Origin of the sequence: Natrinema salinisoli, from assembly GCF_020405205.1 — an archaeon.
Lineage (GTDB): Archaea > Halobacteriota > Halobacteria > Halobacteriales > Natrialbaceae > Natrinema > Natrinema salinisoli.
Genome location: NZ_CP084469.1, coordinates 681,246 through 704,658 on the forward strand (window position 1 = coordinate 681,246; position 23,413 = coordinate 704,658).

Consider the following 23,413-nt stretch of genomic DNA (forward strand, 5'->3'; position numbering starts at 1 on the left):
GACTCCTCCCGCGTCCGCCGTTCGGCCGATATCGTGGGGGTGATTTATGCTATGTCCGACTCAAATCACAGTTACCAGACAGATGTACGACGACATTCTCATTCCCACGGACGGAAGCGATACGGTTCCCGAAACGCTCGACCACGGCCTGCCGATCGCGACGAACAACGATGCGACGGTCCACTCGCTGTACGTCGTCGACAGCCGCGTCACCACTGCCGCCGACGAAGACACCAGTACGGATCTCGAGCGAGCGCTCGAGACGGAGGGCCGAGAGGCCGTCGCTGCCGTCGAAGACCGGGCGGCGGCCGAGGGACTCGATACCGTAAGCGAGGTACGGCAAGGGACCCCGGCGAAGACCATCCTCGAGTACGTCGAGGAGAAAGGGATCGACTTGATCGTCATCGGGACGCGGGGGAAGAGCCCCCGCGAGAAGGTGACGTCGCTGGGAAGCGTCTCGGAGCGAGTCGTCGATAACGCCTCGATTCCGGTGTTCGTCGTCCGAAACGCGGGCAACGGCGAGTGACGGGGTCGTCGCGGTCCGAGATCAGTTGCGGACGCTCTCGACCGTGATCACTTCGCAGTCGAGGTGACTCCGCAGATAGCTGTCGATGTCCGGGTTGTCGGTAAAGCGCTGGAAGAGTCGTCGGAGCCTGCTCGCCTGTTTCGTCCCGATGACGACCGCGTCTGCCTCCTCGGCCGCGACCTCGTCGAGAATGCTCTCCTCGACGAGAAAGCCGGTTCGGACGACGTACCGAGCGCTCTCGAGCCGTCCGAACGTCGCCTCGACGGCGTTTTTCAGGTCGATACGCGTTACTTTCTTCCCGTTCTGGTAGAGGTCGACGTGGAGAATCGTCAACGCGGCGTCTCGCTCGCGTGCGATCTCGATCGCCCGCTCGAGCGTTCGCCGCGAGTGCTTCGACAATGGATACCGAACGGGAACCACGACCAGCGACATTAGACAATCGAAGGATTCCCGGGGGTGTAAACCTTTCAGTACGGACTGTCTATACTGCGAACTAATCCCATACGTCGAGTGGTACCATCTCATCGGTCCGATCGATTTCAGTGGCCTGTTCCTCGCCGAGGCGGCGAACGCGGCACGGAAAGACACTCATTTACCGAGTGCGAGATTACAGGTGACCATGCAAACCTGGTCGACCGACGGTGGCGATACCGTCTATATTTCCGAGACGGACGGCGATAGGGGATCGAAAGGACCGTTTCTGGTCGCCTACGAATCCCGCGATACGGAGCGTCGGTACGGCTGGTTCTGTGCGAACTGCGAAAGCCTCGACAACGCGATGGACTCGATGGGACGGATCAAGTGCAACGAATGCGGGAACTTCCGGAAGCCGACCGAGTGGGACGCCGCTCACGAATAATTCTCGCCGGACGCCGAGAGCCGACTGTCGACGGACCGTCGACAAAGTCGATACTCGGACGGACTCGTCAACAGATCATTACTGACTACCAATCCACACGACGACGAGACAGTCGGTACGAAATATCGGAATAGAGTGAGTGTGTGACGAGGTTACTGTCCATTCGTGTTACGTACTAACATTTATGATGGATGCCGACGTAGGTGGTAACGAATGGGTCCTGTTAACATGCGACTCGTCGAGCAGGCCAGGTCGATCTTCGCTGAGCTGGGTTACACCGTCGAAGGCAACGGCCCCGAGTTCCGCGCCGAACGAGCGTGGAAAGTCGTCCACGTCAATACCGTTCTCGAGGCGGGGGAGCTCCCGACATCGTCGTCGGGACAGTTCCACTGTTTCGTCGCCGAACCCGAGGACGCGGACGACCTCGAGGCGCGACTCGAGGGAGCGAACCCGAACTACGAGTGGGCGATCATGGTCGTCGACGGGGAGGACTATCAGGTCGAACGAGCGCCACCAGGACCGCGAGTATCGGCGTAGAACCGTCGAATCGCGAAAACAACCGCCCGTCGCTTATTTTCCGAGTGCGCGTCGCGTCGCAGTCACACCGGCGCCCGGATCGACGTCCGCGCCCATCGACTCGAGGACGTCGCCCAGCGCCGTCACGACGTAGATCACGTTCTCCGGCCGCGCCGAGTGGCCCATACAGCCGATCCGGAAGATCTCGCCGGCGAGGTCGCCCAGTCCGCCGGCGATCTCGAGGTCGTACTGCTCGAGCAGCGCGTCACAGACCTCGCCGTCGTCGATCCCGTCGGGGACGCGGACTGCGTTCAGACTCGGCAGCCAGTACTCGTCGGGGGCGTTCATCTCTAGCCCCATCGCCTCGGCGCCGGCTTTCAGCGCGCCCGCCAGTCGCTCGTGGCGCGCCCAGCGTTCCTCGATGCCTTCCTCGGCGACGAGTCGCAGCGCCTCGCGGATCGCGTAGACGTTCGTGATCGGTGCCGTGTGGTGGTACGCGCGTTCGTCGCCCCAGTACCCTTCGAGCAGGGAGAGGTCGAGGTACCACGAGCGGGGCTCTTCCTCTCGCGAGAGGACCTTCTCCATCGCACCGTCCGAGAGGGTGAGCGGACTCGCGCCGGGCGGACAGGAGAGACACTTCTGCGGGCCCGAGTACGCCACGTCGATGTCCCACTCGTCGACTCGCAGCTCGACGCCGCCCAGCGAGGTGACGCTGTCGGCGATCACGAGCGCGTCGTGGTCGTGGGCCGCGGCGGTGAGCTCCGGCACGTCGGGCTGGAGGACACCGGTACTCGTCTCGGCGTGAACGAAGCCGAAGACGTCCGGGTCGTGTTCGGCCAGCGCGTCCGCGACGTCGTCGGGGTCGAGCGGTTCGCCCCACGGCGCATCGACTTCGACGACGTCGCCGCCCGCTCGACGCGCCATCGAGGCCATTCGACCCCCGAAGTAGCCGTTCGTCGGTACGAGCATCGTGTCGCCCGGTTCGACGACGTTGCCGATCGCAGCCTCCATCGCGGCGGACCCGGTTCCGGAAACCGGAATGGTCCACTGATTGTCCGTCCGGAACGTGTACCGCAACAGCTCCTGGACCTCGTCCATGATCTCGATGAACGAGGGATCGAGATGACCGACGAGCGGCGTACTCATCGCGCGAAGCACGCGCGGATTGACCTCGCTCGGTCCGGGCCCCATCAGGGTCCGATCCGGGGGTGTGAGTTCGCCGACGGATGGCGCGCGAGCCGTCTCGTTCGACGCTTCCTGAGCCATGGGCGTGTGCTCGAGTGCCACTTGCAAAGACCTACCGGCAGCGGCGAATTACAGCCCCACGATCGACCGATCCGCCGACCGGTCTTCCGGTTTGGTCCGGTCGAATACCTCCGATCCCAGTCGATACGTGTCGATCGATGGCTCTTGCCACGGCTGCGAGCCGTTTAAGCCGACGCAACACATAACCGATACATCGTGTTCATCGGCCATGGTCTCCTCGCGTTTGCCGTTGCGGCGTTCGTCGCCGACTGGCGAGGCTGGGAGACCCGACGGGCCCTCCTCGTCGGTGCGCTGGCCGGTGTGTTCGCGACGATTCCGGACGTCGACGTCGCGTACGCGCTCGTGGGCCTCCTCGAGTGGCAAGCGGCGGACGGTGCGGTCGGTGCGCCGGCGGCCTTCTGGGACGCGAGCCGGGGCGTCCACCGCTCGGTCACCCACTCGCTGGTCGTCGGTGCGGTCGCCGCACCGGCGTTCGGCCTGCTCGCCGCCCGCAGCAGTTCCGATCGCGTCCACTCCGGTCGTGCTCGAGTCGCTCACACCGCCGGGTCGGCGCTCCTCGTCGCTCTCGTCGTGATCGCGCTCGCCTGGGGCGGCCCGATCGCCGCGCTCGTCACGGGCTTGTTCGTCGCGAGCGGCCTGCTCGTCGCCCGCGCGGTCGCTCGCGTTTCGACGTTCTCGCCGCCGACGGTCGCCGTCGCCGCGCTCTGGGGACTCTGGTCACACCCGTGGGGCGACCTCGTCACCGGCTCGCCGCCGGACTGGTTTTTCCCCTTCCCCTCCCCCATCCTCGAGTCCCGGCTCGTCCTCAGTGCCGATCCGACACTGCACCTGCTCGGCGCGTTCGCGATCGAACTCGCCACCATCTGGCTCGCCCTGGCGGTAATATGTCGCCTCACCGATCGTTCGATCCTCGCGACCGTCGACCGTCGGGCCGCGGTCAGCGTCGCGTACGGCGTCGCCCCGCTCGCAGCAGCGCCGCCGACCCTCGCGGTGTCCTACCATTTCGTCTTCTCGATCCTCGGCCTCGGCGTCCTCTGTGGCGTCGTTCGGGATACGCCGTCGCTGATCCGTCCCCGCGCGATCGATCGCGGCCTGCCCTCGACCGACGGCGTTCTCGAGGTGGTACTGACGGCGCTGGCGGCTGTGACCGTCGCGCTCGTCTCCTACGTCACGGTCTACGTCTCCGTCGTCGGTCCGGCGTGACCGCCGGCACGTCTCGGTCCCCTCGCCGGAACCCGGAGACGACTACATATGTTTTAGTGAGAACGGTCAGTATCAGTCACTGTGTCTCAGACGTCACTCGAGAAACTGATCGGGGACGACCGAACCAACGCGGCGATCGCGTGGCTGTTGGTCGCCGCGATCGGGGCGATCGGCGTCGGCGAACTCGCGACGGGCAGCGGGTTCCTGTGGGCGACCTTCGCGGCAGTGCTCGTCGCTCTCGCCTTGCTCCCGCCGATCGCCTTTCGGTCGTCGCTGGTAATGCTCCCCTGGGAGGTCTTGCTTTTGGCGGCCCTGCCCGTCCTCGGGATGGCCGTCGGAGCCGACCGGCTCACCGGCCACTTCGCGGCGTACCTCTCGGTCGCGGCGATCGCGCTCGTCATCGTCGTCGAACTCCAGTCGTTTACGTCGGTGCGGATGACGCCGACCTTCGCCATCGTCCTCGTCGTCGTCGCGACGATGGCGGCGGCGGGGCTGTGGGCCCTCCTCAGATGGAGCGCGGACCAGCTCCTCGGTATCCCGTTTCTCCTGGATCACGACGAGGTGATGTGGGAATTCGTGTACTCGGCCGTCGCGGGTTTCGGCGCCGGTGTGGTCTTCGAACTGTACTTCAGACGGTACGTCCGCCCCGAACGACGCCTTCCGGCGGACGTCCGACCGGTCGCGGAGGGTGACGATGCGTAACCTCGCGAGTCGATTGCCGTCCCAGCACCGCCAGCGCCAGCTCACCTACCTCATGGAAGTCGGGCTGATCGGGATGCTGTTCGTCGGCATCGAACGCGGCAACGGCGGGATCGTCGTCAATACCGCCGTGGCGCTGGCCGTCACCCAGCTCCCGCCGCTGCTCGAGCGCGACTACGAAATTCCGATGGACCCGCGTCTCACGCTGTGGATCACCACCGCGGTGTTCCTCCACGCCTTCGGCACCGTCGGACTGCCGGGGGCCACCAGAACGCTCTACAGCCAGGTCTGGTGGTGGGACCACATGACTCACGCGCTGTCGGCGTCGCTCGTCGCGGGCGCAGGATACGCGACCGTCCGCGCGTTCGACGAGCACGCCGAGGGCGTCCACCTGCCGCAGAAGTTCGTCGCCGTGTTCATCCTCCTGTTCGTCATCGCCTTCGGGGTCCTCTGGGAGATCCTCGAGTTCGCCATCGCGCTCGCGGCCGACGCCATGGGAACCAGAGCCGTGCTCACTCAGTACGGCCTCGGCGATACGATGCTCGACTTCGTGTTCAACTCCATCGGGGCCATCATCGTCGCACTGTGGGGCGGGGCCTACCTCACGGACGTTTCCGGGGCGATCCGCGACCGCTTCGAGAGCCGGGCCGACTGACCGTCGCATCGGCGACGCAGACGGTCCGACTCGCCTCGAACGGACGCCGTGTTTTACATCAACACGGGCTGTAGGTACTCGGGCTATGGTATTCAAAAAAATCACGCTCATCGGCACCAGCCCCGAGAGCTTCGACGCCGCAGCCGACGACGCCATCGACCGCGCGGAAGCGACCCTGCAGAACGTCCACTGGATCGAAGTCGACGAACTGGGCGTCGAAATCGCCAGCGCCGACGACCGCGAGTACCAGGCCGAGGTCACCGTCGCGTTCGAACTCGAGGAGTAACGGCCGGCGCGGCGAGCCGGTTGCAGTCGAGACACGCTCTTTTTTGGCCGCATCGCTCCCGCGAGTTACGACTGCCGATCGGAAACTCGACGCAGAAAGATCGGTGACGGCGATCTGACGCGTGCGACCTCGAGTCGCACGTGACTCGGTGGGACGGTCAGGTCTGGTCTCGAATTACGTCCGGAACGACTCGCCGCAGCCACACTCGCTGACGACGTTGGGGTTGTCCACGTGGAACCCCTCGGCCTGGAGGCCGTCCTCGTAGTCGAGGACGCTCCCCTCGATGTACTTCAGGCTCGCCGGGTCGACGAACACGCGGAGCTCGTGGTGCTCGTAGATCGTGTCGTCCTCGTCCGGCGCGTCGTCGAAACGCATCCCGTAGGAGAGGCCCGCACAACCGCCCTGCTGGACGAACAGCCGAAGGCCGGCTTCCGTCACGTCGAGGTCCTCGCCCTCGAGCAGGGAGAGAGCCTGCTCGGCAGCGTCTTCGGTTACTTCGATCTTCGGCCGCGTGTCCGCGTCCCCGCCGTCCATACTGTCCGTGCTCATACCACTCCATTCCGGCGCGACGATGTTAACTGTGACGCCCTTCACCGACGAACGAGCTAGCTGAATCCGGTTACGCGCCGTCCTGGCCGAGTGCCCCCCTACTCGCCGTAGCGACTCGGTCGCCGTCGGAGCGACCAGTAGTACGTTCCGAACTGCCGTTCGTCGTTCCGGGAGAGCTCGATGTCGTGTTTCGCCAGGAGTTCGAGCATTCGCTCGAGCTCGCAGTCGTACCACATCGAGAGGAGCCGCACGTTCCGCTGTGCGTAATCGTAGTTGCGCTCGAGGACGCGCCCGTCCATCGGGTTCACACGCGGTTCCATCTCACCGGCTACTCCACCCTCCAGCTACGTAAAACCAGTTTGCGACGTGAAAACCTGAAACTCCCTTCAACTGGCGGTCTACCGGTAACTACCGTTCGCCCTCGTCGTCTGCGAGTCGAATCCGGACGCTCTCAGCGTGGGCCTCGAGCCCTTCGGCCTCCGCGAGCGTGGTGATCGTCTCGCCCAGCTCGGCGAGGCCGTGTCTCGAGAGTCGCTGCACCGTCGTCGATCGAAGGAACGTTTCGACGGAGAGACCGCCGGTGACGCGAGCGCCGCCGTTGGTCGGCAGTACGTGGTTGGTACCGCTGGCGTAGTCGCCGGCCGCGACTGGGGTGTTCGACCCGAGGAAGACGCTGCCCGCGCTGTCGATGCGTGCGAGGAGGGAGTCGTCGTCCTCGGCGACGATCGAGAGGTGCTCGGGGGCGTACTCCTCGGTGAAGAGGATCGCCTCGCTCATCGATCGGGCGCGGAGGACGCCGCTCGCGTCGTTCTCTAACGCCGCTCTGATCACGTCTTCTCGCTCGCGTTTGCCAGCCTGTTCGTCGACGGCCGCAGCCACCGCGTCGGCGGTGGCCTCGTCGTCGGTAACGGCCACGACCGAGGCGTTGGGATCGTGTTCGGCCTGTGCGACCAGCTCCGCGGCGACGATCTCGGGATCGGCGGTTTCGTCGGCGATCACGACCACTTCGCTCGGCCCCGCGAGAAAGTCGATCTCGACGTCTCCCCGAACGATGGCCTTGGCCGCCGTCACCCACTTGTTTCCGGGCCCGACGATCTTCTGTACCCGCGTGATCGTCTCCGTTCCATAGGCGAGCCCGGCGATCGCCTGTGCGCCACCGACGCTGAAGACCGCGTCCGCCCCCGCGGCGTGAATCGCCGCCAGGGTCACCGGGCTCGGGTCGTCGGCCGGCGGGGTGACGACCGAGACGTGGTCGACGCCCGCGACGACCGCCGGCACGACCCCCATGATCGCGCTCGAGGGATACGCCGCCGAGCCGCCGGGGACGTAGACGCCGACGCGCTCGAGCGGTCGGAAGCGCCGACCGAGCTCTCGGCCGGTATCGAACTCCCGCTGCCAGTCCTCGGGGAGCTGGGCCTCGTGGAACTCGCGAACGTTCGCCGCAGCCGTCTCGATCGCGTCCCGGGTTTCGTCGTCGATTTCGTCGTACGCGCGCTCGCACTCGTCGGTGATCTCGATGTTTCCGACCTCGACGCCGTCAAAGTCGCTCGTGAACTCCCGGACGGCGACGTCTCCCTCCTTGCGCACTCGCTCGACGATCTCTTCGACGTCTCCCCTGACGGACTCGATCCCGGCGTCGCGCTCGAAGAAGGCCGCGCGGTCGTCCGGTCCGAGGTCCGCGACCGCAGCTACATCCATTGTCATGCGGATCGGTTCGGGCGGCGGGCGAAAAACGGTTTCCTTCCGCTCACGTGTCGGTATCGGGATTCTCGACCTCCCAGATCCCCGCGGCGTCGAGGGTCGCCCGCACGAAGAGGTAGACGAGGAGGGCGAAGCCGACGACCGCGATCGGTGCCTGGAGCAGTTCGGCGGTGTCCGCGCCGAGAACGAGTCGGCTGGTCCCGCGCACGAAGAAGCTCAGGATCACGAGCCCGAACGCGACGATCGCGAGTTTGACGAAGCCCGATCGGTCCATGTCTCGTTCTACGCCCGCGATCGCTAAATCGTATCGGTTACGTCCCGGTCGACCCCGCGCGACTCGTCACCGCACGTCCGCACTGGCAGCGCGTCCGATCGCGTAGACGGCAACCGAGCCGAAGAGTACCGCGAGCACCAGCAGGACGACCAGTGCCGGAACGAGCGTGTTCCACATCCCATCGAAGCGAGTGACCTCGACGACCGTCATGGTGTCCTCGCCGAGCATCACCGCGCGGGCGGCGTCGACGCCGTAGGTGATCGGATTGAACGTCGCGACCGTCCGGATCCACCCCGGTAGCGCCGGGAGCGGGAGGAAGGCACTCGAGACGAACAGCAAGGGGAGCTGGAGCAGGTTCGCCCCGATGATCGTCGACTCCTCGTCGCGGGTTACCACGGCCAGGACGTTCGAGAACGCGGTGAACCAGACCGAGAACAGGACGCAAATGCCGACGATTCCGACCGCACCGACGATCCCGGTCGCGACCTCGGCACCGAGCAGGACGCCTAGTCCGAGCACGATTACAACCTGGGCAACGATTCGGACGACCTCGGCCAGCGTCTTGCCCAAAAAGACGGCGCTACGGTTCATCGGACTCACGAGCGTCTTCTCGAACATGCCGTTCTCGATGTCGTTGACCAGCCCGATGCCCGACGTCGCGGCCGCCACCAGCGCCACCTGGATCACGATCGCCGGGACGAGGTACGTCTCGTAGGTGATCCCCTCGAGCGCGCTCGTCGCGACGCCGCCGAACACCTGGGTGAACAACACGAGGAAGATGATCGGCTGGACGAGCGAGACGACGAGCACGAAGGGGTTCCGAACCGACTTGATCGTCCACCGGACGAACGTCACCCACACGTCGCTCGCGAAACTTCCCCCGTGGCGGTCGACGCTGGGCGTACTCATCGGTCGACCCCGTTTTCGGTAGTTCCGTCCTCGCCACTGGGTTCCGTCTCGCTCGAGTCCCGGCCGCCATCCCCGACCGTCTCGGACGGGGTAGCGTGGGTCGGAGACGATCCGGTTTCGCTCGCCTGCTCGCCGTCGGCCCCCTCGTCGGTCACCGCGAGGAACACGTCGTCGAGCGTCGGTGCCCGGACGTCGAATCCCACGACGCCGATTCCGGCGTCGCGAAGGGCGACCAACAGATCCGTCCCGCGCGTCCGCGCGTCGCGCGCGGTCACCGTGAGTCCGTTCGCGGTCGGTTCTATCGTCGCACCGTCGGCGAACACGCCTTCCCCGCGTGCGATCGAGACTGCGCGGTCGCTTTCGTCGCCGTCGGCCAGTTCGACGGCGAGAACCTCTCCCCCGACGCGACGCTTCAGCGCGTCCGGCGTCCCGTCCGCGACGACCGACCCGTTCTGAATGACTGCCAATCGGTCGCACAGCTGGTCCGCCTCTTCCAGGTACTGCGTCGTCAAGAAGACCGTCGTTCCCTCGTCGTTGATCCGCCGGAAGTACGCCCAGAGCCGGTTTCGTGCCGCCGGATCGAGCCCGGTCGTCGGCTCGTCGAGAAACACCAGCGGCGGCCGGTGAACCAGCGCGGTCGCCGCGTCGAGGCGCTTTTTCATCCCGCCGGAGAAGTCGTCGGCCACCTTGTTCGCGACCTCCGTCAACTCGACGAGCTCGAGCAACTCGTCGATCCGGCCGCCCCGCTCGGCCCGCGGAACTCCGTATGCGTCGCAGGCGAACCGGAGGTTTTCTCGAGCCGTCAGCTCCGGATCGACGCTCGTCTCCTGTGCCATGTATCCGACCGTGGCCCGCACGCTCCGCGGCTCCGCGACGGCGTCGAAGCCGTTCACCGTCACCGAGCCGGCGGTCGGTCGCAGTAACGTCACGAGCGTCTTGATCATCGTCGTCTTCCCCGCCCCGTTCGGCCCCAGGAAGCCGAAGAACTCTCCCCGCTCCACGAGGAGGTCGACGTCACGGACGGCCTCGGTTCCGTCCGCGTACGTCACCGCCACGTCGCGGGCCTCGATAGCGTAGTCGGTCACGGTCGTAGTAGGACGAGGACGGGGAAATACGTGTGAGTTCGAACTCACGGTACACCTTCGAAACGCGAGCGATCGTCGAACCGATACCGCCAATCCGACCGACTGCCACTACTCCTCGACCGGCTCGAGATCGCACTCGATGGCGCTCGTGGATGCTCTCCAGAGACGTACGCTCTCGTTACTGGGACGACCGATCCCCTCAGCTGCCCTATCGTCGACCGATTCAGCCACGCACCGGGTGATTTTGCACTGCTGCGAGCCGTAGTCCTACCCGGACTCGAGATACTGAACCAGGGCGACTTCCCGACCGTCGGCGCGGAGCCCACGATCGACACCCTCGTCCGACTCGGGGCGGTTACTCGAGCGACGGACGTTCGAACCCGTCTCGATCGACTACCGGTCGATCGCCCGCGACAACCGGCCCGTCTGGTTGATCGGTGTTCGGACGAACCCACCGGCTTTCCCCGTCTGTGAGCCGTGAGATCGTGTCGTAACTCGTCCGATTTTCCCGTGTCTGTCCCCCGTCTGCAAGCGCTGCATAACTATTCTATGCCCACCACACCACGCACCTATGTGGCCGTGGGAACACGCGATCGTCGGCTATGTCGTCTATTCACTGCTCAGCCACGTCGTCTTCCGGGACTCTCCCGGCGGACTCGACGCGTTCACGGTCGTCTTCGCGTCGGTTCTCCCGGATTTGATCGACAAACCGCTCGCGTGGGAGTTCGGCGTCTTCGACGCCGGCTACGCGCTCGGACACTCGCTGTTTTTCCTCGTCCCGCTCTCGATCGCCGTCGGTACGATCACGCACGCGGCCGGCCGTCCACGAACGGGAGTCGCCCTCGCGATCGGGTCCCTCTTGCACCCGCTGGGTGATCTCCTGTACACCTATCTCAGCGAGGGTGTGGTTTATCTCGAAATCGTACTCTGGCCGGTCGCGACCGTCCCGTCGAGCTCTCCCAGTCAGGGGTTCCTCGAGTCGTTCGCGATGCTGTTCGGTCGATATCTCCAGGAGATACTCGCCGGTGACGTCTCCACGTACGTCCGGCTCCAGTTCGGGCTTGCCGCGTTCGCGTTCCTTCTCTGGCTCTACGATGGCGTGCCCGTTCTCCGCGAGTTCCTGTCGGGATGTCAGCGGCTCGTGCTCGTTCGGAACGGGTCGGAACGGGACGGATAATCCGAGGCGGCCGCTATCGATTCGATCGCTCTCGTCCGCGCCCTCTTACCCGCAGTAACAGTTGCCGTCCGGACAGTGCGCCATTTCTTGCTCACCGACGTCGACACCGAGCGACGAGAGCGAGCCGAGGAACTGCTGGCTCGCGTCGGTATCGGGACGGACGCTTCCGGCGATCGCGCCCGTCGGCGATTCACCCGCATCGATCGTCGTAGCGACCGTTCGGTTCGCGTGATCGATCACCGCGACCTGATTCGCCGTCTGCACCGGAACGTAGAGCTTCTCGCGACGCGGGCCCCACGCGCCCGAGATCGACCGCCCGCCAACGTCGAGCTCGCGATCGACGGCTCCCGCCTCGAGGTCGATCACCGTCACGCTCTCGGCGTCGGGCGTAAAGAGATATGCCACCTCGCTGTCGGGCCCGATTTCGCTCGTAATCGGGGCCGCAGGCAACCCGTCGTCTCGCGTGATTCGCTCACGCTCGACCGGCTCCGTCGGATCCGACACGTCCCAGACACTTTCCGATCCCTCGCGCGGTACTGACGGGTTCGAACCGAGCTCTCCCTCACCGTTTTCGACGATCAGGAGCTCCCCATCGAACGAGGCCGTCGCCATGAACGGCAATACCTTCCCGTCGCCGGCGGGCTCACCGACGTCGACTCGCGTAACGACCTCGAACGGGTCGATCGAGACGACGGCCAGCGTCTCGTTCGCGATCTCCGGCACGAACGCGTATTCGCCGTCCGGCGCGAGGGTGACGTCGCAGGGGCCCGTGTACTCGGTCTCGATCTCGCCAGTGACCGATGCGAACTCGTTGCGCTCGCGGTTCGCACCGATCCGACTGATGGTGTGTGTTTCAGGCTCGTCCGGATCAGGATCGAGCGTCGTCGTCCCGCCCGACGCGACCACCAGATGCTCCTCGTCCGGCGTCAGGTTCGGATAGTTCGCCCCGTAGCCCGTCTCGACGCTGCCGATCCCGTCCAGCGTGTGCTGGTCGAACGCGCGAACGCCCCCGCTGACGTTGAGCCAGCACGCGTCGTACGACGACTCCGCACTCGTCCCGTACTGATTTGCGGGAAACGACGCCGTCGTATCGATGAACGGACTCTCGAGGAGCTCGTCCGTTTCGGCGTCGATGACGCTGACCGTCCGATCGCCGTTGTTGAACACGTACACCGTCAGTGCGCGCTCGGTGCGTTCCTCCGAGAGACAGCCCGACACGGCCACTGCTGCACCTACCGTTGCCGACGACTCGAGGAGCCGTCGCCGATCGATACCGCCGGCAAACGGATCGATCGGCTCCGTAGTCGACGTCGATTCACAGTAGTCTCGGTCGCCCGCTCGTCGCCCGTCCATACCGACAGGTCCCGTCCGACGAGTAAAGGAACTGTGCCCTACGGCAGAGAATTCGTCTCGAGAGACGTCTCCGTACCGTTCGTTGAGTGTGTCGCTGCTCGGACCCAACTTCGTGTGAGTACATACCCCTCGTGAATGCCCAACGCAGGACAATGAACGACCGAGACGACGGCCTTATCTGTTCACCCGGCATTCGAACGTAATGCGAACGACGTGGCGCTCGCCGCCGCGTTCCCTCCGGCCGCGACCCGGCACGGAGGTAGGCATCATATCCGCTCTCGTCGAGGAAACGGTTCTGTCCGTTCTCTCCTCTCTCGAGGGCACTCGGATCATCGTGATCGACACCGAATCGACGGTGTCACGGTGCGATTCCTTATATAATCGGAATCGTATTATCACACGCGTGAAAGTCCGTGCCGGATGCGGTTTCCGGCGCGGTTGTGATCCGATGCCCTTATATGTACGAGGGCAGTTGGATATGAACGCGAAAGAAGACGTGATCGACGGGACGTTCAACTCGTCCCGTCATCTCGGATGGCTCGAGTCCGAAGGGGTTATGTACCCCAGACAGACTACGAATACATCCGCAAGAGATGAGGATTCCACCCCTGCGGTCCGCCGTACAGATGGGATCTGATGTTAGCCTTGGTAGTTCGGTGACGCCCGATCGGTCGACGATCAACGTGTCATCGAACGTGGACCATTATGTGTGAGTGTGTATCAACATTCACCGCCAACAGACCCTCCCCTCACGGGGAGTAACATATAGCATTCCGGTTGATCCTGCCGGAGGTCATTGCTATTGGAGTCCGATTTAGCCATGCTAGTTGCACGAGTTCAGACTCGTAGCAGATAGCTCAGTAACACGTGGCCAAACTGCCCTATGGATCCGGATAACCTCGGGAAACTGAGGCTAATCCGGAATACCGTTCAACACCTAGAGTGGTGTGAACGCGAAACGTTACGGCGCCATAGGATGTGGCTGCGGCCGATTAGGTAGACGGTGGGGTAACGGCCCACCGTGCCCATAATCGGTACGGGTTGTGAGAGCAAGAGCCCGGAGACGGTATCTGAGACAAGATACCGGGCCCTACGGGGCGCAGCAGGCGCGAAACCTTTACACTGCACGATAGTGCGATAAGGGGACTCCGAGTGCGAGGGCATATAGCCCTCGCTTTTCACGACCGTAAGGTGGTCGTAGAATAAGTGCTGGGCAAGACCGGTGCCAGCCGCCGCGGTAATACCGGCAGCACGAGTGATGACCGCTATTATTGGGCCTAAAGCGTCCGTAGCTGGCCACGCAAGTTTATCGGGAAATCCGCGCGCTCAACGCGCGGGCGTCCGGTGAAAACTGTGTGGCTTGGGACCGGAAGACCAGAGGGGTACGTCCGGGGTAGGAGTGAAATCCCGTAATCCTGGACGGACCACCGGTGGCGAAAGCGCCTCTGGAAGACGGATCCGACGGTGAGGGACGAAAGCTCGGGTCACGAACCGGATTAGATACCCGGGTAGTCCGAGCTGTAAACGATGTCTGCTAGGTGTGGCACAGGCTACGAGCCTGTGCTGTGCCGTAGGGAAGCCGTGAAGCAGACCGCCTGGGAAGTACGTCCGCAAGGATGAAACTTAAAGGAATTGGCGGGGGAGCACTACAACCGGAGGAGCCTGCGGTTTAATTGGACTCAACGCCGGACATCTCACCAGCATCGACAATGTGCAGTGAAGGTCAGATTGATGATCTTACTGGAGCCATTGAGAGGAGGTGCATGGCCGCCGTCAGCTCGTACCGTGAGGCGTCCTGTTAAGTCAGGCAACGAGCGAGACCCGCACTCCTAATTGCCAGCAACACCCTTGTGGTGGTTGGGTACATTAGGAGGACTGCCAGTGCCAAACTGGAGGAAGGAACGGGCAACGGTAGGTCAGTATGCCCCGAATGTGCTGGGCGACACGCGGGCTACAATGGCCGAGACAGTGGGATGCAACCCCGAAAGGGGGCGCTAATCTCCGAAACTCGGTCGTAGTTCGGATTGAGGGCTGAAACTCGCCCTCATGAAGCTGGATTCGGTAGTAATCGCGCCTCAGAAGGGCGCGGTGAATACGTCCCTGCTCCTTGCACACACCGCCCGTCAAAGCACCCGAGTGGGGTCCGGATGAGGCCAGTGCAACGCTGGTCGAATCTGGGCTCCGCAAGGGGGCTTAAGTCGTAACAAGGTAGCCGTAGGGGAATCTGCGGCTGGATCACCTCCACAGACCGGGATCAGGCCGTCGTGCCTGACCCACCTTGACTCGTGGCGCTTTGCGCCACGCAGTCCACGTTCGATCGACCAGCGTTCGGCCGATCGGGCACCTTTGAACTACCGAGGCTAACACAATACGCTCTGTCCGCCCATCGTGGGCGGACGTGGGCCCATAGCTCAGTGGTAGAGTGCCTCCTTTGCAAGGAGGATGCCCAGGGTTCGAATCCCTGTGGGTCCATGTCTCGGAGGAAATCTCGGATCGTGCCCCTTAAGTGGGAGACGGCCCGACGATTGAATCCGAACGAACCGATGCACCACCCCGTGTAAACGCGGGTGGGAAGGGTTAATGCATGCCGCGTCTACGGCGTGCAGATGAGACCGTGTGTACGTGTAGTCCAGGCGTCCACTGGACCCGTTCCCGGGTCACTACGTGGTCGTAACATCCGTTACGACTGCCGATCCGATGAACGTGGCTACTGTGCCAGCTGGTGGATCGCTCGGCTTGAGAGCTGACGAAGGACGTGCCAAGCTGCGATAAGCCTGAGGGAGCCGCACGGAGGCGAAGAACTCAGGATCTCCGAATGGGAATCCCCACCGCAATTGCTTCGCGCAATGGGGAACGTCGAGAATTGAAACATCTTAGTATCGACAGGAAAAGAAAGCAAACGCGATGTCGTTAGTAATGGCGAATAAACGCGACACAGTCCAAACCGAAGCCTTCACGGGCAATGTGGTGTTCGGACTGACAATCACTCTCCGGAAGCCGACAGGAAGTCTCTTGGAATAGAGCACGAAACAGGGTGACAGTCCCGTATTGTCGACGAGTAAGAGACGAGTCAGTTCCAGAGTAGCGGGGGTTGGATATCCCTCGTGAATATCGCGGGCATCGACCGCGAAGACTAAACACTCCTCAAGACCGATAGCGAACAAGTAGCGTGAGCGAACGCTGAAAAGCACCCCACGAAGGGAGGTGCAATAGGGCGTGAAATCAGTTGGCGATGGAGCGACAGGGCACACAAGGTCCCGGACAAAATGAATCAGGTGCGAACCTGTAGTAAGAAGTTTGGGAAGCCGGTGTTCTGTCGTACGTTTTGAAAAACGAACCAGGGAGTGTGCCTGTTTGACGAGTCTAACCAGATCATCTGGGAAGGCGTAGGGAAACCGATATGGTCGCAGTGCTTTGCACCAGGACCACCGTGTTCAAGCGCGGGGAGTCAAACGGGTACGACCCGAAACCGGACGATCTAGGCGTGGGCAAGATGAAGCGTGCCGAAAGGCACGTGGAAGTCTGTTAGAGTTGGTGTCCTACAATACCCTCTCGTGACCTACGTCTAGGGGTGAAAGGCCCATCGAGTCCGGAAACAGCTGGTTCCAACCGAAACATGTCGAAGCATGACCTCTGCCGAGATAGTTTGTGGGGTAGAGCAACGGATTGGGGGACCGCACTCCGAGAGGAGTGCGCCCCCCTGTCCAACTCCGAACCTACAAACGTCGTTTGACGCAGGGAGTCCGGTGCACGGGGTAAGCCTGTGTACCGTGAGGGAGACAACCCAGAGCTGGGTTAAGGTCCCCAAGTGTAGACTAAGTGCGATCGAAGGTGGTCTCAAGCCCTAGACAGCCGGGAGGTGAGCTTAGAAGCAGCTACCCTCTAAGAAAAGCGTAACAGCTTACCGGCCGAGGTTTGAGGCGCCCAAAATGATCGGGGCTCAAGTCTACCACCGAGACCTAGCAGTGCGGTTCACACCGCAATCTTGTAGGTTGGCGTTCTGTTCGGGTGGAAGCACGGAAGAGATTTCGTGTGGACCGTTCAGTAACGAAAATCCTGGTCATAGTAGCAGCGTTAGTCGGGTTAGAACCCCGACGGCCGAACGAGTAAGGGTTCCTCAGCAATGCTGATCAGCTGAGGGTTAGCCGGTCCTAAGTCTGCCCGTAAGTCGACGCAGACAACAGGGAAATAGGTTAATATTCCTATGCCAGTGTGCACTCAAAGCTGACGCTTTGGGGCCGCCTGAGCCGGGCTTTCGCCCGGTCGAACTGTCGAAGAGCGTGGAAGCCGTAATGGCACGAAGCGTTCGAATGGCAGGATCGCGCAAGTCAGGTCTACCCAGAGCCCGTGAAAAAGCGAGCACACTGTCCGTACCGAGATCCGACACAGGTACTCATGGCGGCGAAAGCCAAGGTCTGTCGGGATCAACCGACGTTAGGGAATTCGGCAAGTTAGTCCCGTACGTTCGCAATAAGGGATGCCTGCCTCGCGAAGAGGCAGGTCGCAGTGACTCGGGCGCTCCGACTGTCTAGTAACAACATAGGTGACCGCAAATCCGCAAGGACTCGTACGGTCACTGAATCCTGCCCAGTGCAGGTATCTGAACACCCCGTACAAGGGGACGAAGGACCTGTTAACGGCGGGGGTAACTATGACCCTCTTAAGGTAGCGTAGTACCTTGCCGCTTCAGTAGCGGCTTGCATGAATGGATCAACGAGAGCGCCACTGTCCCAACGTTGGGCCCGGTGAACTGTACGTTCCAGTGCGGAGTCTGGAGACCCCCAAGGGGAAGCGAAGACCCTATAGAGCTTTACTGCAGGCTGTCACTGAGACGTGGTCGCCATTGTGCAGCATAGGTAGGAGGCGTTACACAGGTACCCGCGCTAGCGGGCCACCGAGCCAACATTGAAATACTACCCGATGGTGACTGCGACTCTCACTCCTGGCGGAGGACACTGGTAGCCGGGCAGTTTGACTGGGGCGGTACGCGCCTGAAAAGATATCGGGCGCGCCCCAAGATTTCCTCACTCGGGTCGGAGACCCGAGGAAGAGCGCAAGAGCAAAAGGAAGTCTGACAGTGTCCGGCACAACGACGGACGCTGACGCGAAGGCGTGGTCTAGCGAACCAATTAGGCTGCTTGATGCGGCCAATTGCTGACAGAAAAGCTACCTTAGGGATAACAGAGTCGTCACTCGCAAGAGCACATATCGACCGAGTGGCTTGCTACCTCGATGTCGGTTCCCTCCATCCTGCCCGTGCAGAAGCGGGCAAGGGTGAGGTTGTTCGCCTATTAAAGGAGGTCGTGAGCTGGGTTTAGACCGTCGTGAGACAGGTCGGCTGCTATCTATTGGGGGTGTTACGGTATCTGACGGGAACGTTCGTATAGTACGAGAGGAACTACGAATGGGTGCCACTCGTGTACCAGCTGTCCGGAAGGGCACGTGCTGGGCAGCGACGCACCACGGGGTAAGAGCTGAACGCATCTAAGCTCGAAACCCACCTGAAAAAGAGATACCACTGAGATCACTCGTAGAAGACGAGTTCGATAGACTCGGGGTGTACGCACCAAGGCAACGAGGTGTTGAGCCCGCGAGCACTAATCGATCGAGCCACACATTCATACTACATCGCATTGGATCCGTGACGCGAGAACGGGTCCGGACGCAAACTGGACTACACGTATACTACGGTCTTGGACACACCGACCGATATTGGTATCACAACGGTTCGATCCCGTTGATCGGCATTACGGCGGCCACAGCGGCGAGGTTCCTCCCGTACCCATCCCGAACACGGAAGATAAGCTCGCCTGCGTTACGATCAGTACTGGAGTGGGCGACCCTCTGGGAAATTCGTTTCGCCGCCACCATTCATACTCACAACCCTACAGAGCCACTGCATTGCAGTGGCCCTGTGGGGTTTTCTGCGTATATACCGCTGCTTCCAGTGGCTAAACTGAATTCGGTACCGATATACGAACCGTCACGACGATACAGAGCGATCGAGCCCGAATCAGACACCGACAATGGTTCCGTCACGCTCCCACCCGACGTAGAATCATTCTCCAGCGATTCACTGACGACGTTCTCGAATAGCCAGTGTTGATCCGTTCCGTCGAGTAGCAACGGAATTCTGTTCCCTAATCTGCTACTGCGTGAAAATGTCACCCGGAACACTAACGTCCAGCCTCATCCCGTGGCGGCGTGCCGCGTCGGCTGGCTAACCCTCGTGCCGGGCGGGGGACCTCGTGGGAGCTCCCCGGTACTACTGTTGCGTGCCCGGGTTCGCCGTGCTGTCATCGCACCCGAATGGGTTTGCTCGGACGGGGACTAAAGGCACGCACCCGTTCTAGGAACGGGGCTGGTTTAACTCTTGCAGGCTCGACCCGTTCATATCGGTTCGTCCCCGTTCTTGCGACCGATTCGACGTGAGACGATTCGAGTGAGCGAACAGTGTCGGTTCTCAGTTCGGCTCAGGCGGCTCAGTGATGTTTTCCCCTTCGGTCTCCGCGAGCCACTGATCGTAGGTGTCGGGTTCGACGACGACGATCGTAGCGTCCATCCGCGAGTGGCCGGCGCCGCAGAATTCGGCGCAGACAGCGTTGTAGCGGCCGGGTTCGGAGACGATCGTTCGGGCGCGGGTATAGCGGCCGGGGAACGCGTCCTGTTTGATGGCCAGATCCGGCACGAACAACGAGTGAATGACGTCGTCACTGGTAAGCCAGACGGTGACGTTTCGATCGGCCGGGATCACGATTTCGTTCTCGGTCGTGGCGTTCGATTCGGGATAGGTCGCTTGCCACTCCCACTGGTATCCGCGAACGTGGATCTCCTCGTCGCCCGTGTCGGGAAGTTCTTCGAACGATCCGATTCCCTCCTGACTGCGGTTGTCGGCGTCGAGGGCCTGTGACGGAGACACGTATGGGCTGACGAGGACGCTGTAGCCAGAGAGGCCGACGAAAAGCAGGATGATCGCCGTCGCGGCGGTCCAGGTGATTTCGAGGGCGGGGTCCTCGGTGGTCGGCTGTGGATCGTCGTTGTCGTGGAACTTGACGGCCGCGTAGACCAGGATCACGAGGACGAACAACGTCAGGGGGAGAGCGACGTAGAGAAGCTGGTACTCGAGCCCATCGATGAGGTCGCGGTTTTCCGACTGCGCGGCGACGGATGCAGTTAGTACGAGAAGGCTCGAGAATCCAGCGACGACGACTGAGACGAAGGTGCGTCGACGGCGACTCATTGCCGTGGCTTCGACGGTCGGCGTAATATATGTCCGTCATAGCTCGAGTTACTGTCACAACAGTATACTGGTCGTAGTTCGCAGATACGGACTGAATGATGCATCAACGATGACGACACTCACGTAATTGTCAGTTCATCTTTATTGGGGGCGATGGTGAGTCCATCGCTATGTGCGGCGACGGGCAGTACGCTCGGGCCAGCGGAGGTGACGGGCGACGGTGAACCGTGCACTCGTTGAGGTTTCGGTATTCGGTGCCGTCGTCGTCAGCTGTTTACTGGTAGTTTTTTCCGCACAGCGGTTACGAGCGGAGCCAGCGCCGGACGGCGGCTACGCGGTGGGCCGCTACGGACGGGTCACCCTCAGTGACGCGAAGGTGGCGGCCGTTCGCTGGACGACGACGACGAATCACCGCGAGATCGGGATGCTCTACATCGCTTTCGGGACCGTCGCGGCTATCTGGGGCGGGATCGACGCGATGATGATTCGGACGCATCTGTTGACCCCGGAGGCGAATATCTGGACCGAGCAGACGTACAACGAGCTGTTCACGATGCACGGGCTGACGATGCTGATCTTCTTCGTCACGCCGGTGTTCTTCGGGATCGGGAACTACTTCCTGCCGTTGCTGATCGGCGCCGACGACATGGCGTTTCCGCGGCTCAACGCGGTCGGGTTCTGGTTGTTACCGCCCGCGCTCTTGCTTTCTAGGTTGGGAATAATCGCCGAAGTGACGGGTGCGGTCCTCGCGGTCGTCGTGCCGACCGACTGGATCTCGGTCCTGCTGGCGTTTCAGGAGCCGGCGATCGGGTGGACGATGTATCCGCCGTTATCCTTGGCGCCGAACCCACAGACGAACTTCCTTCTTCTGGGGCTCCACTTGAGTGGCATCGCTACCACGATCGGGGCGATCAATTTCATCACGACAATCATTTACGAACGCGACGAGTCGATCGGCTGGGCCAACCTCGACATCTTCTCGTGGAACATGCTCGTCACGAGCGCGATCATCGTCTTCGCGTTCCCGCTGCTCGGGACGGCCCTGCTCATGCTCCTGTTCGATCGCAACTTCGGGACGACCTTCTTCGCGGTCGAGGGCGGCGGCCCGATTCTCTGGCAACATCTACTCTGGTTCTGGGGCCATCCGGAAGTCTACATCATTTTCCTGCCGGCGACCGGGCTGATGAGCCTGATCCTCCCGAAGTTCGTCGGCCGCAAGCTGTTCGGATTCAAATTCATCGTCTACTCGACGATCGCTATCGGGGTGCTCTCGTTCGGCGTCTGGGCGCACCATATGTTCGTAACCGGCGTCGATCCCCGCGTTCGAGCGAGTTTCATGGCAACCTCGATCGCCATCGCCGTCCCGAGTGCGATCAAGGTATTCAACTGGATCACCACCATGTGGAACGGCGACGTGAGGCTCGCCGCACCGACGATCCTCTGTATCGGCTCGATCGGTCTGTTCATCGTCGGTGGCGTCACGGGGATCTTCCTCGCCGTCATCCCCGTCGACGTGATGTATCACGGGACCTACTACGTCGTCGGCCACTTCCACCTCATCCTCATGGGAATCATCCCGCTCATGATGTTCGCCGCGAGCTACTACTGGTATCCCATGCTTACCGGCCGGATGTACGATCGACGGCTCGCGATTTTCCAGTCGTCGCTGCTGGTTATCGGGTCGGCGCTCACGTTCATGACGCTGATGGCGCTCGGCTTTCTCGAGCTCCCTCGCCGATACGCGACCTATCCGCCGGGGTACTCGGGGCTACAGGTCGCCGCGACGGTCGGCGCGTTCATCATCGGCATTAGCGTCCTCATGTGGCTCTACAACATGCTCTGGTCGTACTTTCAGGGGACGCCGATCGAGACGAGCGACCCCTGGGAGCTGAAGGCGACCGAGCAGTTCACGCCCGAGTGGCAGTGGTTCGAGGACCGACTCGAGCGCGAGCGCGGAATCGCGCCGACTGAACCCGAGACGGTCCGCCCGTCGTACGTACCCGCACAGGAGGAGCGCCCGCCGTCGCTTTACGGTCGGATCGAGCCCGTCGCGCGAACCGTCGCGAACGACGCCGGGATCGGCGCAGCCGGTGGCTTCGTCGGGACGATGCTCATGACCGCCGTGCTCATCTTGGCAGTGGCGTTGGGGGTGTTCGACCTCGAGTCGTTCGCGAATCTGGCGACGCTCGTCGGGTTGCCGGCGAATCTCGCCCTCGGATACGGCCTGTTCCTCGTCGGTGGGATGACGGTCTGGTCCCTGCTGTTTCTGTCGCTGGGCGAGTACCTGCCGGGCGAACTCACTCTCGTCACCGGCCTGTGGTACGCGACGGTGATCGCCTCCGGATTCGCGATCGCGTTCTATACCGGTCAGACCGGGCTCGAATTGGTTGCGTACCTGCTCTTCGTCTTGCTCGCACACTGGATCTACGGGCTGGGTCTCGCGGGAACGATCGCGTATCTCGGCGGCCGTCGGCGTCGTCCGTCGACGGGGGAGGACGAATATCGATGAGCGGCGATGAGGACTCATCACCCGACGCGACCGAACCGCCTGCGACCGATAGTACCGGTCCGATCGAGCCGACGACGTCCTCCGAATCGTTGGTGTTAACGTATTTCGCACCCTTTCTGGGCGTCCTCCTGATCGCCGCCGGTCTCCCCCTCGCGATCGCGGGGGGCTACGTCGTCGTTCAGGACGGGATCGGCCTCTGTGGGTCCCCCAGTATCACGGCCGAGCCCGTGGCCGACGGTGAGACGCCGCCGGCGACTATCGAAACGCTGCCCGCGGGGGAACTCTCGCCGGCCGAACGAGCGGCCCTCGAGGAGGCCATCGAGAGTCCCCTCCAGGAGGCGAAAGTCGACGGCGAGTTGGCGAACCGGGGGGCGTTGCTCGAGGGGGTGCTCGTCGAGTACGAGGGCGATCGCTTCTACGTGCAGATCACGTCGCAAAATTCCTGTCTCGAAGTCGCACCGTTGCTGTTCCCGATCGGAGTGATCGGGATTCTCATGGGAGTTGTCGGTGTCCTGACGCCGCCGATATACCGAAAGATGGCTGGTTTCGAGGAACGGATTCAGGGCGAACGGACGGAGTGAGGGGTCGAGATTGGGGCCATCGGGA

At 62.6% G+C, this 23,413-nt stretch carries 20 protein-coding genes, 1 tRNA gene and 3 rRNA genes; 14 read left to right on the forward strand and 10 right to left on the reverse strand.

Annotation, left to right across the window (positions count from 1 at the left end; genetic code table 11):
- The first annotated feature begins 82 nt into the window (after positions 1-82).
- On the forward strand, positions 83-526 hold the full coding sequence (locus LDB05_RS03410) for a universal stress protein (RefSeq protein ID WP_226006530.1): 444 nt from the start codon (positions 83-85) through the stop codon (positions 524-526).
- 21 nt (positions 527-547) lie between these two features.
- On the opposite strand, the gene LDB05_RS03415 is transcribed toward LDB05_RS03410, so the two are convergent.
- Complete coding sequence (locus LDB05_RS03415; RefSeq protein WP_226006531.1) at positions 548-958, reverse strand: universal stress protein; 411 nt, start codon at positions 956-958, stop codon at positions 548-550.
- 187 nt (positions 959-1,145) lie between these two features.
- Between LDB05_RS03415 and LDB05_RS03420 the strand changes: the two genes are divergently transcribed.
- Both LDB05_RS03420 and LDB05_RS03425 read left to right on the forward strand, forming a co-directional pair.
- A complete protein-coding gene (locus tag LDB05_RS03420; protein ID WP_226006532.1) occupies positions 1,146-1,385 on the forward strand; it encodes a DUF5816 domain-containing protein in 240 nt (79 codons plus the stop codon).
- 228 nt (positions 1,386-1,613) lie between these two features.
- Positions 1,614-1,922, forward strand: coding sequence for a DUF7116 family protein (locus tag LDB05_RS03425; protein WP_226007865.1), 309 nt, complete (start codon positions 1,614-1,616; stop codon positions 1,920-1,922).
- A 33-nt stretch (positions 1,923-1,955) separates the two neighbouring features.
- Here LDB05_RS03425 and LDB05_RS03430 read toward each other — a convergent pair whose 3' ends face one another.
- Positions 1,956-3,167 (reverse strand): pyridoxal-phosphate-dependent aminotransferase family protein, encoded by a 1,212-nt coding sequence (locus LDB05_RS03430; protein WP_226006533.1) that lies wholly within the window; start codon positions 3,165-3,167, stop codon positions 1,956-1,958.
- 195 nt (positions 3,168-3,362) lie between these two features.
- On the opposite strand from LDB05_RS03430, the gene LDB05_RS03435 reads away from it, so the two are divergent.
- The 4 genes from LDB05_RS03435 to LDB05_RS03450 all read left to right on the forward strand — a co-directional run bounded on the left by LDB05_RS03435 (position 3,363) and on the right by LDB05_RS03450 (position 6,010).
- The gene (locus LDB05_RS03435) at positions 3,363-4,370 is read left to right on the forward strand and encodes a metal-dependent hydrolase (protein WP_226006534.1); all 1,008 of its coding nucleotides are present in this window, start codon (positions 3,363-3,365) and stop codon (positions 4,368-4,370) included.
- An 81-nt stretch (positions 4,371-4,451) separates the two neighbouring features.
- Positions 4,452-5,072 carry a hypothetical protein gene (locus tag LDB05_RS03440; RefSeq protein WP_226006535.1) on the forward strand — a complete coding sequence of 207 codons (621 nt, stop codon included), beginning with the start codon at positions 4,452-4,454 and terminating at the stop codon, positions 5,070-5,072.
- Positions 5,065-5,724: a DUF2238 domain-containing protein gene (locus LDB05_RS03445; protein ID WP_226006536.1), complete on the forward strand. Its 660-nt coding sequence runs from the start codon at positions 5,065-5,067 to the stop codon at positions 5,722-5,724. The genes LDB05_RS03440 and LDB05_RS03445 overlap by 8 nt, the downstream gene beginning before the upstream one ends.
- 85 nt (positions 5,725-5,809) lie before the next feature.
- On the forward strand, positions 5,810-6,010 hold the full coding sequence (locus tag LDB05_RS03450; protein ID WP_226006537.1) for a dodecin: 201 nt from the start codon (positions 5,810-5,812) through the stop codon (positions 6,008-6,010).
- A 174-nt stretch (positions 6,011-6,184) separates the two neighbouring features.
- On the opposite strand, the gene LDB05_RS03455 is transcribed toward LDB05_RS03450, so the two are convergent.
- From LDB05_RS03455 to LDB05_RS03480, 6 genes are all read right to left on the reverse strand, one after another.
- Positions 6,185-6,559, reverse strand: a complete 375-nt coding sequence (locus LDB05_RS03455) for a HesB/IscA family protein (protein WP_226006538.1) — start codon at positions 6,557-6,559, stop codon at positions 6,185-6,187.
- Between the two features lie 98 nt (positions 6,560-6,657).
- Positions 6,658-6,879, reverse strand: a complete 222-nt coding sequence (locus tag LDB05_RS03460; protein WP_226006539.1) for a hypothetical protein — start codon at positions 6,877-6,879, stop codon at positions 6,658-6,660.
- An 88-nt stretch (positions 6,880-6,967) separates the two neighbouring features.
- Positions 6,968-8,263, reverse strand: a complete 1,296-nt coding sequence (hisD, locus tag LDB05_RS03465; protein ID WP_226006540.1) for a histidinol dehydrogenase — start codon at positions 8,261-8,263, stop codon at positions 6,968-6,970.
- A gap of 43 nt (positions 8,264-8,306) precedes the next feature.
- A complete protein-coding gene (locus tag LDB05_RS03470) occupies positions 8,307-8,534 on the reverse strand; it encodes a hypothetical protein (RefSeq protein WP_226006541.1) in 228 nt (75 codons plus the stop codon).
- Between the two features lie 66 nt (positions 8,535-8,600).
- The gene (locus tag LDB05_RS03475) at positions 8,601-9,443 is read right to left on the reverse strand and encodes an ABC transporter permease (RefSeq protein WP_226006542.1); all 843 of its coding nucleotides are present in this window, start codon (positions 9,441-9,443) and stop codon (positions 8,601-8,603) included.
- Positions 9,440-10,528, reverse strand: a complete 1,089-nt coding sequence (locus tag LDB05_RS03480) for an ABC transporter ATP-binding protein (protein ID WP_226006543.1) — start codon at positions 10,526-10,528, stop codon at positions 9,440-9,442. The genes LDB05_RS03475 and LDB05_RS03480 overlap by 4 nt, the downstream gene beginning before the upstream one ends.
- Positions 10,529-11,099: 571 nt before the next feature.
- Here LDB05_RS03480 and LDB05_RS03485 point away from each other — a divergent pair.
- The gene (locus LDB05_RS03485) at positions 11,100-11,705 is read left to right on the forward strand and encodes a metal-dependent hydrolase (RefSeq protein ID WP_226006544.1); all 606 of its coding nucleotides are present in this window, start codon (positions 11,100-11,102) and stop codon (positions 11,703-11,705) included.
- A 45-nt stretch (positions 11,706-11,750) separates the two neighbouring features.
- On the opposite strand, the gene LDB05_RS03490 is transcribed toward LDB05_RS03485, so the two are convergent.
- Positions 11,751-13,058: a YncE family protein gene (locus LDB05_RS03490; RefSeq protein WP_226006545.1), complete on the reverse strand. Its 1,308-nt coding sequence runs from the start codon at positions 13,056-13,058 to the stop codon at positions 11,751-11,753.
- Between the two features lie 770 nt (positions 13,059-13,828).
- Between LDB05_RS03490 and LDB05_RS03495 the strand changes: the two genes are divergently transcribed.
- From LDB05_RS03495 to rrf, 4 genes are all read left to right on the forward strand, one after another.
- Positions 13,829-15,302 (forward strand): 16S ribosomal RNA (locus LDB05_RS03495).
- Between the two features lie 156 nt (positions 15,303-15,458).
- Positions 15,459-15,530 (forward strand) — tRNA-Ala (locus LDB05_RS03500).
- A gap of 226 nt (positions 15,531-15,756) precedes the next feature.
- Positions 15,757-18,677: ribosomal RNA gene (locus tag LDB05_RS03505) — 23S ribosomal RNA — on the forward strand.
- Between the two features lie 129 nt (positions 18,678-18,806).
- Positions 18,807-18,928: ribosomal RNA gene (gene rrf, locus LDB05_RS03510) — 5S ribosomal RNA — on the forward strand.
- The 16S, 23S and 5S rRNA genes sit together here with 1 tRNA gene alongside, the layout of an rRNA operon.
- A gap of 593 nt (positions 18,929-19,521) precedes the next feature.
- Here the strand turns inward: rrf and coxB are convergent.
- Positions 19,522-20,298 carry a cytochrome c oxidase subunit II gene (gene coxB / locus LDB05_RS03515; protein ID WP_226006546.1) on the reverse strand — a complete coding sequence of 259 codons (777 nt, stop codon included), beginning with the start codon at positions 20,296-20,298 and terminating at the stop codon, positions 19,522-19,524.
- Positions 20,299-20,518: 220 nt separating this feature from the next.
- On the opposite strand from coxB, the gene LDB05_RS03520 reads away from it, so the two are divergent.
- Together LDB05_RS03520 and LDB05_RS03525 are read left to right on the forward strand one after the other, a co-directional pair.
- Complete coding sequence (locus LDB05_RS03520) at positions 20,519-22,807, forward strand: DUF6789 family protein (RefSeq protein WP_226006547.1); 2,289 nt, start codon at positions 20,519-20,521, stop codon at positions 22,805-22,807.
- Complete coding sequence (locus LDB05_RS03525) at positions 22,804-23,388, forward strand: DUF7979 domain-containing protein (RefSeq protein WP_226006548.1); 585 nt, start codon at positions 22,804-22,806, stop codon at positions 23,386-23,388. The genes LDB05_RS03520 and LDB05_RS03525 overlap by 4 nt, the downstream gene beginning before the upstream one ends.
- The last annotated feature ends 25 nt before the right edge of the window (positions 23,389-23,413 follow it).

What these genes read in the sequence shown, in the direction of transcription:
- LDB05_RS03410 (WP_226006530.1), top strand. Translation starts at nt 83, where the DNA reads ATGTACGACGACATTCTCATTCCCACGGACGGAAGCGATACGGTTCCC.
- LDB05_RS03415 (WP_226006531.1), bottom strand. Translation starts at nt 958, where the DNA reads ATGTCGCTGGTCGTGGTTCCCGTTCGGTATCCATTGTCGAAGCACTCG.
- LDB05_RS03420 (WP_226006532.1), top strand. Translation starts at nt 1,146, where the DNA reads ATGCAAACCTGGTCGACCGACGGTGGCGATACCGTCTATATTTCCGAG.
- LDB05_RS03425 (WP_226007865.1), top strand. Translation starts at nt 1,614, where the DNA reads ATGCGACTCGTCGAGCAGGCCAGGTCGATCTTCGCTGAGCTGGGTTAC.
- LDB05_RS03430 (WP_226006533.1), bottom strand. Translation starts at nt 3,167, where the DNA reads ATGGCTCAGGAAGCGTCGAACGAGACGGCTCGCGCGCCATCCGTCGGC.
- LDB05_RS03445 (WP_226006536.1), top strand. Translation starts at nt 5,065, where the DNA reads ATGCGTAACCTCGCGAGTCGATTGCCGTCCCAGCACCGCCAGCGCCAG.
- LDB05_RS03450 (WP_226006537.1), top strand. Translation starts at nt 5,810, where the DNA reads ATGGTATTCAAAAAAATCACGCTCATCGGCACCAGCCCCGAGAGCTTC.
- LDB05_RS03455 (WP_226006538.1), bottom strand. Translation starts at nt 6,559, where the DNA reads ATGAGCACGGACAGTATGGACGGCGGGGACGCGGACACGCGGCCGAAG.
- LDB05_RS03460 (WP_226006539.1), bottom strand. Translation starts at nt 6,879, where the DNA reads ATGGAACCGCGTGTGAACCCGATGGACGGGCGCGTCCTCGAGCGCAAC.
- hisD (WP_226006540.1), bottom strand. Translation starts at nt 8,263, where the DNA reads ATGACAATGGATGTAGCTGCGGTCGCGGACCTCGGACCGGACGACCGC.
- LDB05_RS03470 (WP_226006541.1), bottom strand. Translation starts at nt 8,534, where the DNA reads ATGGACCGATCGGGCTTCGTCAAACTCGCGATCGTCGCGTTCGGGCTC.
- LDB05_RS03475 (WP_226006542.1), bottom strand. Translation starts at nt 9,443, where the DNA reads ATGAGTACGCCCAGCGTCGACCGCCACGGGGGAAGTTTCGCGAGCGAC.
- LDB05_RS03485 (WP_226006544.1), top strand. Translation starts at nt 11,100, where the DNA reads ATGTGGCCGTGGGAACACGCGATCGTCGGCTATGTCGTCTATTCACTG.
- LDB05_RS03490 (WP_226006545.1), bottom strand. Translation starts at nt 13,058, where the DNA reads ATGGACGGGCGACGAGCGGGCGACCGAGACTACTGTGAATCGACGTCG.
- coxB (WP_226006546.1), bottom strand. Translation starts at nt 20,298, where the DNA reads ATGAGTCGCCGTCGACGCACCTTCGTCTCAGTCGTCGTCGCTGGATTC.
- LDB05_RS03525 (WP_226006548.1), top strand. Translation starts at nt 22,804, where the DNA reads ATGAGCGGCGATGAGGACTCATCACCCGACGCGACCGAACCGCCTGCG.